The sequence below is a fragment of the Niallia sp. MER 6 genome, assembly GCF_023714395.1.
In the GTDB taxonomy this organism is placed as follows: Bacteria; Bacillota; Bacilli; order Bacillales; family Cytobacillaceae; genus Niallia.
This window is the reverse complement of record NZ_JAMAUK010000028.1, coordinates 50,204-60,123: the sequence shown is the minus strand read 5'-3', so window position 1 is coordinate 60,123 and position 9,920 is coordinate 50,204. Positions and strand designations below refer to the sequence as shown.

Sequence of the window (9,920 nt, the reverse complement as noted above, 5' to 3'; positions counted from 1 at the left end):
TTACATCATTTTTTGTTGGAGAGTTATCGTCTAACTCCTTACTATGCTTGACGTGTAATGGGTTGACCGTAACGAACTTAATCTGTTCCTCCTTTAGAATATGAGCTAAATTAAGCCAATAATGGCCTGTAGGCTCCATTCCAGTTATGACAGATTCCATTTCGCATAACTCTTTTATTTGAGTAATCCAATTAATAAATGTCCTAAATCCTTCTTGAGTATTATCAAAAAAGCAAGTAGATCCAAGCTCTATTCCACGATAATCCTGTGCTCTAGCTACATGATGATGTTTGGCAATATCAATACCTATTACTAAAGTTTTAGGTGTGATTTGAGCTATTTTATGATTTTGGTTATAATTCATAGTGAGACCTCCGAGTAGATATTTTGTCCCTTTTAGCTGGCCAGCTTAGGACACATTTATCTTATCAAGAGGTCTTTTTTCTTTCAAATCGCATTTTCACTTATTACAGGAATGCTGCCACGTTTGTGACACAAGAAAGGGATATCTATTACAGGAATGCTGACAATTTTCTTTAATAAGAAAAACCACAGTAGCGATTCCCAAGGTGTTTTCTTTACCACTCTCTCCATGGTTCGGTAATGTCTTCATAGGTTTGTAAACCAGCTATATTGGCTGCTTGAATAATATACTCACACAGCTCTTCTCTCTCCATTGTCTCAATAAAATAATCATTGTTTTCATTTAGTTCATTTATGCTGATTACAACATCTTTAACAAAATGCATTATTTCTTTCTTTTTAGGATTAACTCCCAGTTTTATTAGGTTGTTAATATATGCCTCAAGAACCTTGTTGGTGGATTCAATATTTTCTGGATTAAATATCTCATCTCCATCAGCCAATCTGCTAGTCCACTCATATGTAGGTTTGGTTAAGTCATGAAGACTAACTTTTCCACCTGAAATCTGCTTTGTTTTAAGTTTCTGTTTCGTATAATGAACATACTCAATTCCATTACAAACTGTTAAATTTTCATCTAAGATATTTGTTTCCGGGAACACTAGACTTTTAAGTTTTGTTAATTTTGGAACAAAGCTAAGGGATTGTATATCACCACAGGATATTATTTTAAGATCTTCAAGTTTCTTTAAATTTTGAATAGGAGAAAAATCCTCTATTTTTTTACAATTCTCAAAAGACAATTCGTAAACTGGAGCAATTAAATTTTTCAATGCTGTTATATCAGCTAATGTTCTTAGGTAGTACAATCCCAGGCTCTTTAAATTTACTAATTCTTCAATACCATCAAGTGTGTGGAGGTTTGATTGTGTCAAGCTAAGTTCATTTAAACTTATCAAGTTTTCAAATTCATTAAGACTCTTTGATTTAGGTTTATAACCCCACAATGCAACCTTTTTTAATTTATTTAACTCCTTAATTCCTATGGTGTTTTTCGGTAATGTACCATATAACTCTTCTAAGTTTTTTATCTCGTGTATTCTGAATTCTACTTTTGTAGTGGCTTCACTAATTGCCAACACTCTTAATTTTTTCAACTCATAAATACCACCTAGATCTTTCACAAAATGATTATGTACCGACAGCTTTTCAATATCTGGGCAATCACTCAGGAAATTTAAATCATAACAATCAAAGTCCTCTATATCTACGTTCGTTACATTAAACTCATTAATATAATTAATACTTTCTTTTATTGCACTAAATTCGTTTATAATTACCGTATCTCCGTTTGAATTCCTATTTACACAAACATTTCCTATTTTTAAAGTTGGCATAGATACCTCCATATTAACAATTATCTTATTTAGGTTAGCTCATATAAGTTTATTTCTATATTTTGTGTGATTTTCCTTGTTAAACTAAACTGCCCTATTAACACCATAAGAAAAAGCTACCATTACGGTAGCAAATGTATATAAATATAGTTATAGTTAGGATAAAAATAAGGTGGTTATATAACTTTTTAAAAATTTCCTATATAGACTCTATTCATCATGCGGACTATCGTAAGTGTCATGTTCATATCCACATTCTTGGCATATTAAATGATAAGTAGGTATTAATTTTTCTTTTGACCTTAGTATACTTGAATCTGCATTTATGTGGATATCTTCTTTGCAGTTATTACATACAATAAAGTATGCATCACTTAAAAAATCTTCAATTCCAGCTTCATCAATTATCATAGCCGTTTTATCTGGATCTACTATGTTATTCACTCTTCCTAAATAGTTCATATATTCTACATCAACTTCATCTAAATATTCTTTAAGATCAGGATGAATCATAGTTGTGTTATCTGTTTCAGCAAAATCACTCGAGTTCGAAGAGACGAAAAATACTCTTGAAAATTCCCCTCTATACTCTTTTAGATAATAATAAGAAGAGAAAAATATGATTGCATCAGCCATTTCATTTTTTACTCCTTCACCTTTTTTCTTTTTGGTTGTAGTAAAAAATGGATCGAACTTATTTAGTGATAAATCAATTATCTTACTATCTACCAAATTGTTTCTATCAAATGTAATTGTTCGATAGTCTTCTTTAATAATTCTATCAATATTCCTCATTCTAAGACCATAGTTATACTTGTAGTTTCTTTTTTCAAACTTCCTTATTTTCTCTGTTTGTGCGAGAAATGTATCCCTTTCGTCACCTTTTAAATAAGATGCAAATTCATGATATTTTTTTATTTTTTTATTTATTTCATCAAGATAGGATAGATATTTTTCTTCTCTATGCTTCTCCCATTCTTCTTTCACTTGTTTTGGCAATAATATTTTGATAAATCCTAGCTTAACTAAAGATAAGAAATTCGAGTAATCAGCATGTTTGTATACAGCTGGCTTCATTAAGTCAATTAATATATTTGTATCTAATATCACTCCAATAGGCTTCAAGGTTCGAATATTAATTCCTGTATCTTTACCAAACTCTGCTTTTAACATTTGCTTTCCCCTTTTTTTTACTTCACTTTCCTTTATATCTATTCATAACTCTTGCCAGTATCCTCATTGTTTTATAAACATCTATAATGCCCCATTAATTCCATTTTTTATTAACTATAGCTTTATTTTTCTTTTGTATTAATTTCACCATTTCATGTAGTTCATCTATTGTAATTTCACTTTGAATTATTGCAGTTACATCATTTGATATATATTTTCTGCCATCAATTCTATATCCTTCTTCATTTATCTTAATTGCAACTTTGTCCGCTCTTCCTATTAAAGCATAATACTTAATAACCAACTTTTCCGGGGTATCAGCATTATAATTCTCAACTAAGCTAATAAACTTCTTCAAATCAGCTATATATTGTTCTGACTTTTCAATTTCCTCGGATGCTTTTTCAACGGTTAAAAATGCTTTCAATATCCATCACCTTCTAAATAGAGTCAAAATCTTTAATTAATCTAACTGTCCCATTATAAACTTAATTCCAAAAATTTATATCCAAATACCATACTATTAGAATCAAGGAGTTCATTTGCTTTTTCCTACAATCAAACCTCTAACTTTTTAATTATAAAGATTCCCTCCCTTCAATTATCAAAGATAGGAAATAATTGGGCAATCCTATTATTTCGTCAAATAACGACATCGTATGACAGTTCATAAAAAAGGAGACTTATTAAGGATTGCTTAAGGTTCAAATAAATCTTAATACCTACCTCATTTTTAGTCGCTATTTTGTATAATTGTACTTATATAATCTTACTTTGTTAGTAACATTAGGATAAGGTCATATATCATAAACGGAATGCTTATAAAACGCAGTTTTACGCAGTAAAGGAGCGTTAACTCCTAAAACAAGCGTTAATCCTTCTTAGATTGATATTGAATATAATAAAAATACGTCTAACCTCTTACATACCAAGGGATTAGACGTATTTTTAAGCAAGAATATTAAGCGTTAATGAGAATTTAGCGCACACTTGGTCTATGATTCTATTTCTATGACATAACCTTAACATTATAATGAAACTGCTGATTAACAACTGCCTTTTTAAGTTACCCTTAAACTATATATTCATGCATCTCTTAGTACAATGTTCTTGCTTTGGTAATGAGACATCACGGGATATACTCGAGTCGATTCCATTCCCCTAAACTCTTATATGAAGGTTGTCTATTTAAGAATGGGTATTTTTGTAGTTGATAATCGTTATTCTTTCAATAATATATTATTGTGAAAAATCCTATATAAGTGTTATATATTTAACTTCCCTTATCCTAACCACTCTTGACAAACTGTGACTTAATAAACCTCTTTATTCAACAAAACTGCACTTATTATTATAAGAGCAAGCTTTTTCTTTTAGAAAGGAATACTGTCATAATATTATCACCTTTAAGAGGTTAGTATGTAAAAAGGATGCACGATAGTAGTACATCCAAAAGAATAAACAATAAGACTATTTAATTATGATTATGTGATTTTAATGCTCATCTCAATTAAGCATTAAAAAATATATAACCCTTTATTTAAAGAAAGTGCTTTTGGGATCTATTTCCACTACTTACATGAGCGGAAATCTTATCTCCCATTGGCTAATATTTAATTTTAATTAACTATGGTGATAACCCTGATGTGACATTCCATAACCTGGTTATCCTCTATGATAACCCCCGTGTCCCATTCCATAACCTGGGTAGCCCCCATGATAACCTCCGTGTCCCATTCCATAACCTGGATAGCCCCCATGATAACCTCCGTGTCCCATTCCATAACCTGGATAGCCCCCATGATAACCTCCGTGTCCCATTCCATAACCTGGATAGCCCCCATGATAACCCCCGTGTCCCATTCCATAACCTGGATAGCCCCCATGATAACCCCCGTGTCCCATTCCGTAACCTGGATAACCCCCATGATAACCTCCGTAAACCATCGCACTGTCAATATTCTGTCTTTCCATTTAATCCCCTCCTCTAGATGTATTTCCTAAACATTCTATGTATTATTCACAAGAAAGGATAGGTTATTGCCTAATGTTTGGTGATTTAAAAAATTTCAAAAAGCAAAATAATCAGGTTGTATTCCATTATTTGTGAAACGCAGACTCTCCCTAAAAGGTTTAAGCTTTTACTAACTTGGACTCGAACTATAAACTTCCATTAGAATGAAATCTCCATTACTTCTATTATCTGCAGTTTGGTCTCTAGCATCCAAATCATTAAAATGCCACCATTCCGAAGCTAAGGGTGTAAGACCTGCTTCCGTAGCATATTTTTGTAACAACTTAGCTGCATCATTCATTGAAACTGTATATGTTGCATGCTTCCATGCTGTAGCATTACTCGAGGTGACTGGAGTAGTAAATATAGCCGACTTTCCGCTCAACTCATGAATTTGTGAAGGCATATCATACTCGGTAAATTCCGTAATATTATTTACTTTGTATTCACCTATTAATATTTCTTTTTTTGTAATCACCTTTACTAAACTAATATCTGCTCCATATCCCACTTGATGATTTGAAACACCATCCGTAATAAACCAAGATATTCCCCATGGCGGATCATTAATTCCTTTCATAACTGATGAATCATTTTTGGCTAATTTAGATAATCCTTTGACTACAGCTTTTTGGGTAGAATATGGCCTAAATCCCTCATGAAATTTTAGTGACTTCCCTTCAGACATTGCATTTTGTTGGGCTTTATATATTTTTTTTGACATTGAATATAAAACTGGCATGATAAACTCGTCTTTTTTTAGCCTTTTATTATATGTTTTGCCCCAATACAAGGCTCTTCCCGTAATATTAGGAATAGATTTTTCAGAGGAAGTAAATTTTGAAGAATAAGTATTGGTATTATCATAAATAATAGACGGGATGACATCTGGAAGATTAATAAAACAATATTTATTTGGCAACCATCCCGTTATATCTCCTCGTCTAATTAACCACCACTCCCCTTCTTCTCTTAAGATCTCAAAAGCAGTACCTGCCTCTAATAAATTAATAGTATTAGAATCTACAATGGGAGAAGCTTTTAATTCTAAACTAATAGATGTATATCCTGTGGAACCATCAACAGGTAGTTCAAGCTCTCCTTTATACGTAATACCTATTATGTTTTTAGTGTAATTGCTCTTTTTAGAGTTTGAATCATTAGCATTATCTTTTTCATTGGTTGGAGGTGCCTCATTATTAGTAATATTTTCACTATTATTAACACATGCTGTCAATAATACAATTATCATTGATAACAGAAATATAGGCATTTTATTTAATTTTCTATATCTTTTCATGATCACTCTCCTCCTCGTTTTATTAAATAGAAATATAATATTTTAAAATATATAATAATAACAAATGAAGTGGATAAAAAAAGTAGAATCCCCATTTGAAAACCTTTGATTTTCTGCCTTGCTTACCATTATATAAAGCCAATAACGGAATTACTAATAAGAAACCAAGGCGAAAAACAGAATTGAGCCCTGACGTATAAATGCCAGGAATAGCATATAGAAAAATTCCAATTAATACAAAATTAAGAATCTGTAGCTGAAACCTTCCCCTAAATACACCAAAAAACATTATCCATAGAACACCTATATAATTCCAATCAGCCATCCAGGCAAGGAGACAGCATAAAGCAACAAACATAACTTTATCAAACACTGATATACTAGGCTTTTGTACAATAGTCAGAGCTACTAGCCCTAAGAATAGAGTCCAAATTACACTTGTTCCTTGAAACCATGAAATCCCAAAATACATAACAAATGGAAAGTGTGAAATTACGGCAAAAATAAATAGTCGTTTTAAATATTTTTTTACGTTTGAAGTATAGAAATACCCTTCGGCTATTAAGTAAAATATTATTGGAGCTGCTAGTCTGCCAATAGTACGTAAAATAAGTTCCAAGGTAGTGCCTGAGGGTACAAAGCCAACTGCGATATGGTCCACAACCATAGAAAGTATAGCTATGAGCTTAAGAACGTTTGAATTAACTAACTTTAAATTTTCACTCTGCATACTATCTACTCCAATTCCCTCTATTAAATTAATTTTCTTATTTTGAATTCAAAATAACTATTAGATGTTAAAAACTACGTGTTTCACCAGTGAGTATTTAATTTCAAGTAAATTTATCAATAAATAATGCAGAATCCATGGATAAATCCAATTGGCTAGTTTAGAAAAGGAAAATAGGAAAAAATTAGTTTCTAATTCCAATATTTATAGGGATAAGACCAAATTAGGAAATATCATCAGGAATACCGAACTCACAGAAGTGGAATAACTAAAAAAATCAGGACTTTAAAATTTCTAAGTGAACTCCCAGAAGTAGTTAAGTAGTTTACTAATTCTTTGGTATGCAACCCGAGTCATAACTTGATAGTTTGAGATAGATAAGGAATTGAGTGGATAATACTTGGTCATGCTTATCTATCCATAGCTAAAATACCTATAATTAAATAAAAAAAACACAAAGGGTTTCCCTTTGTGTTTCAAGCACACTTTTTTTAAAAATTACTTTGCAAACCTGTGATTACCAATTCTTACGGTAACTTCTTTTGTTAGAATCCACTCACTTTTTGCTGTTTGAGGATTGTAAAAATACAGGGATCCACTCCCTTTCCCTCTATATGCTACTGCCTCATCTACTGCTCTATAATCTATAGTGGTTGGATTATTATTTATTTTGCCATTTTGAACTGGAGAAAAAGCATAATAGCCATTTGAACGTTCATAAATTACTTCTCTTATTGTTTTTGGGAAAAGGTCACTATCTACACGATTTAAAACTACAGTCGCTACTGCAACTTTTCCAGCATAAGGTTCTCCCTGTGCTTCGGCAAAAACCAATTGAGCTAATAAAGTTCTTTCGCTTGCAGTAATTGGTTCTGGTAAACTTAATCGTTGTCCTACATTTAATTTATTATCTTTTAAATTATTTGCTATTTGAATAGATTCTATAGGAACTCCACTTTGCTGACTTATTTTCCACAGAGTATCTCCTGATTTTACTGTGTAAAGAGACGCTGCTTCTGTATTTACTCCAAAAAAGGATGACAATAATATTACTAGAAACACAGAAAATAAAAATTTACTCGATTTCATACAAACCTCTTAATATTAATGTCCACAGGAATCATATTATCAACGAAACTATCTATTTACTACCTCCAATATTTTCAAATTCACTTTTAGTCGATAGTATAAAGGTTTTTTAAATGTGGCACATGTTTCCACTTGCACAATTACACTTATAATAAATCAAGAACCTTTTACCTCAATCATACTTTAAGGAAAGAGCTTGACTCCCCATTTGTTTCCACGCATCTATAAAAGGACCTAATGGTTCTTTTTTGTTTTTTTCACCACTAATGGGATCATTAAAATATACAAAAGATTGATCATATCCTGTAATTAACACAGAATGTTCTTTATATGTTATTTTAACTTTTCCATTTGGCGTCTCCCATTCTTGAAAGGAAGAGTTAGGCAATTTTTTATAGGTTGTATTGGTTATTATCCACACAGGCTTGTCGTTTGAAAGATATAATTTTAGTTCCTCAAACTGTTTCCCTGTTAGATTAACTATTTTGTTTGGTAAATACTCTTCCGCCAACTTTATTATAGGTTTGTGATAAACTCCATAGCCTGGTTTACTATAAGAATACATATCTCCAATGTATCCATCATTTGGATCTCCCCAATGTATCATTCCATTTTTGGTTGATAATGGGGTCTTATCTTTTTTTATTTTTTTAGCAAGTTCCATTTTATCTGTTTTAACTTGATAATATTGTAAGAACATTGCTAAACTAGTCACTTCACAGCCCCTAGGTAACTCAGGAAACTGTTTTATTATAGGTGCATCTAGTAAAATTTCCTTCTTAATTGTATCAACTTTTTTAGATGGTTGATTTACTTCCTTAATGATGTCCTCAACTTCTTTAGGCTCTTCTTCTCCCTTTTTCATCATAAATTCCGGTAGTGGTATATCTACAATTACTTCTTTACGTAATATCCTCTTTAGTTTGCCATTATCAATACTAAATAAAGAAAATAGTATAATTAAATATAAAGTAGTAAGAGAAATTATAACTATATTAGTTCTTTTTACAAGTAATATTATTAAAACACTTGTAATCAACAAACTTATCATAATTAAGATAATAAACTGAAGTTTCATCGCTATTCTCCTAATAAATTTATAAATTAATAACTTAGTAATTTAAGTTTATAATCAAATCATCAAAAAAGTATGGAGAAAGAATGTTATCTTAAATCTGCACAATTTCTTCAATAATGACTTCTATAATAGAAAAAAATATTATTCAAGAGAAATTAAAAAGGTGTGGAAATGACTGTGTATAAAAGGAGAATTTATAATAATGGACAAATTGCTGTTCCTAAAAAATTACAGAAACAGTTGAACTTTAATGCTGGAGACCTTTTATTTATATATATACTAGACAAATCCATCATAATAAAAGCAAACCATGATAATAAAGATTTAAATCAATGTTATTTAAGTGGAAATCGTATTTCTATACCCAAGGAAATAAGAAATATACTGGGAATAACAAGTGATACACCACTTATTATGGGTATTACAGATGATAAAAATGGAATTTTTATAAAGATTGAATTATAATACAATAAATTTTTATCCTTCAATTTTTTCTTAATCATTGAGAAAACAAAAAAGAACACCTTAAGTGAAATCAAAACTAAGGTGTTCTTTTTTATATTACATATATCATCATTTAGGCGAAAGTTCATTTAGTTTCCTATGCAATTCCCTATTTTCATTTTCTAATTTAATGACTCTTTTATCTAATTTATTATTATTCCTATTATGACTATGTCCTCCATGACTTTTCATCATAAATAACATCATAATTGGACATACAAGTACTAGCAAAATAGATAACCATTCCATTTTTATCACTCCTTTACTTTTTA

General features: G+C 30.8%; 11 protein-coding genes. 1 reads left to right on the top strand and 10 read right to left on the bottom strand.

The window, feature by feature from the left end; all coding sequences use genetic code 11:
* From M3600_RS22970 to M3600_RS22930, 9 genes are all read right to left on the bottom strand, one after another.
* Positions 1-364 (bottom strand): IS110 family transposase (locus M3600_RS22970; RefSeq protein WP_251647733.1); only part of this gene is annotated, 364 nt, incomplete at its 3' end.
* Positions 365-578: 214 nt separating this feature from the next.
* Entirely contained in the window at positions 579-929 is a 351-nt protein-coding gene (locus M3600_RS22965) for a hypothetical protein (RefSeq protein WP_396953841.1), read from the bottom strand.
* A gap of 1,041 nt (positions 930-1,970) precedes the next feature.
* Positions 1,971-2,933, bottom strand: coding sequence for a PIN domain-containing protein (locus M3600_RS22960; RefSeq protein ID WP_251647731.1), 963 nt, complete (start codon positions 2,931-2,933; stop codon positions 1,971-1,973).
* A 94-nt stretch (positions 2,934-3,027) separates the two neighbouring features.
* Complete coding sequence (locus M3600_RS22955; protein WP_251647730.1) at positions 3,028-3,360, bottom strand: hypothetical protein; 333 nt, start codon at positions 3,358-3,360, stop codon at positions 3,028-3,030.
* Positions 3,361-4,598: 1,238 nt separating this feature from the next.
* Positions 4,599-4,907: a hypothetical protein gene (locus tag M3600_RS22950; RefSeq protein WP_251647728.1), complete on the bottom strand. Its 309-nt coding sequence runs from the start codon at positions 4,905-4,907 to the stop codon at positions 4,599-4,601.
* Positions 4,908-5,077: 170 nt separating this feature from the next.
* The gene (locus M3600_RS22945) at positions 5,078-6,247 is read right to left on the bottom strand and encodes a M15 family metallopeptidase (RefSeq protein WP_182103143.1); all 1,170 of its coding nucleotides are present in this window, start codon (positions 6,245-6,247) and stop codon (positions 5,078-5,080) included.
* 22 nt (positions 6,248-6,269) lie between these two features.
* Positions 6,270-6,977 carry a TraX family protein gene (locus tag M3600_RS22940; RefSeq protein WP_251647727.1) on the bottom strand — a complete coding sequence of 236 codons (708 nt, stop codon included), beginning with the start codon at positions 6,975-6,977 and terminating at the stop codon, positions 6,270-6,272.
* Between the two features lie 498 nt (positions 6,978-7,475).
* The gene (locus tag M3600_RS22935) at positions 7,476-8,066 is read right to left on the bottom strand and encodes a cell wall hydrolase (protein ID WP_182103145.1); all 591 of its coding nucleotides are present in this window, start codon (positions 8,064-8,066) and stop codon (positions 7,476-7,478) included.
* Between the two features lie 172 nt (positions 8,067-8,238).
* Positions 8,239-9,144, bottom strand: a complete 906-nt coding sequence (locus M3600_RS22930) for a C39 family peptidase (protein ID WP_182103146.1) — start codon at positions 9,142-9,144, stop codon at positions 8,239-8,241.
* Positions 9,145-9,315: 171 nt separating this feature from the next.
* Here M3600_RS22930 and M3600_RS22925 point away from each other — a divergent pair, with 171 nt between their 5' ends.
* Entirely contained in the window at positions 9,316-9,609 is a 294-nt protein-coding gene (locus M3600_RS22925; RefSeq protein ID WP_182103147.1) for an AbrB/MazE/SpoVT family DNA-binding domain-containing protein, read from the top strand.
* Between the two features lie 108 nt (positions 9,610-9,717).
* Here M3600_RS22925 and M3600_RS22920 read toward each other — a convergent pair whose 3' ends face one another.
* The gene (locus M3600_RS22920) at positions 9,718-9,897 is read right to left on the bottom strand and encodes a DUF2933 domain-containing protein (protein ID WP_016204430.1); all 180 of its coding nucleotides are present in this window, start codon (positions 9,895-9,897) and stop codon (positions 9,718-9,720) included.
* Positions 9,898-9,920: the final 23 nt, after the last annotated feature.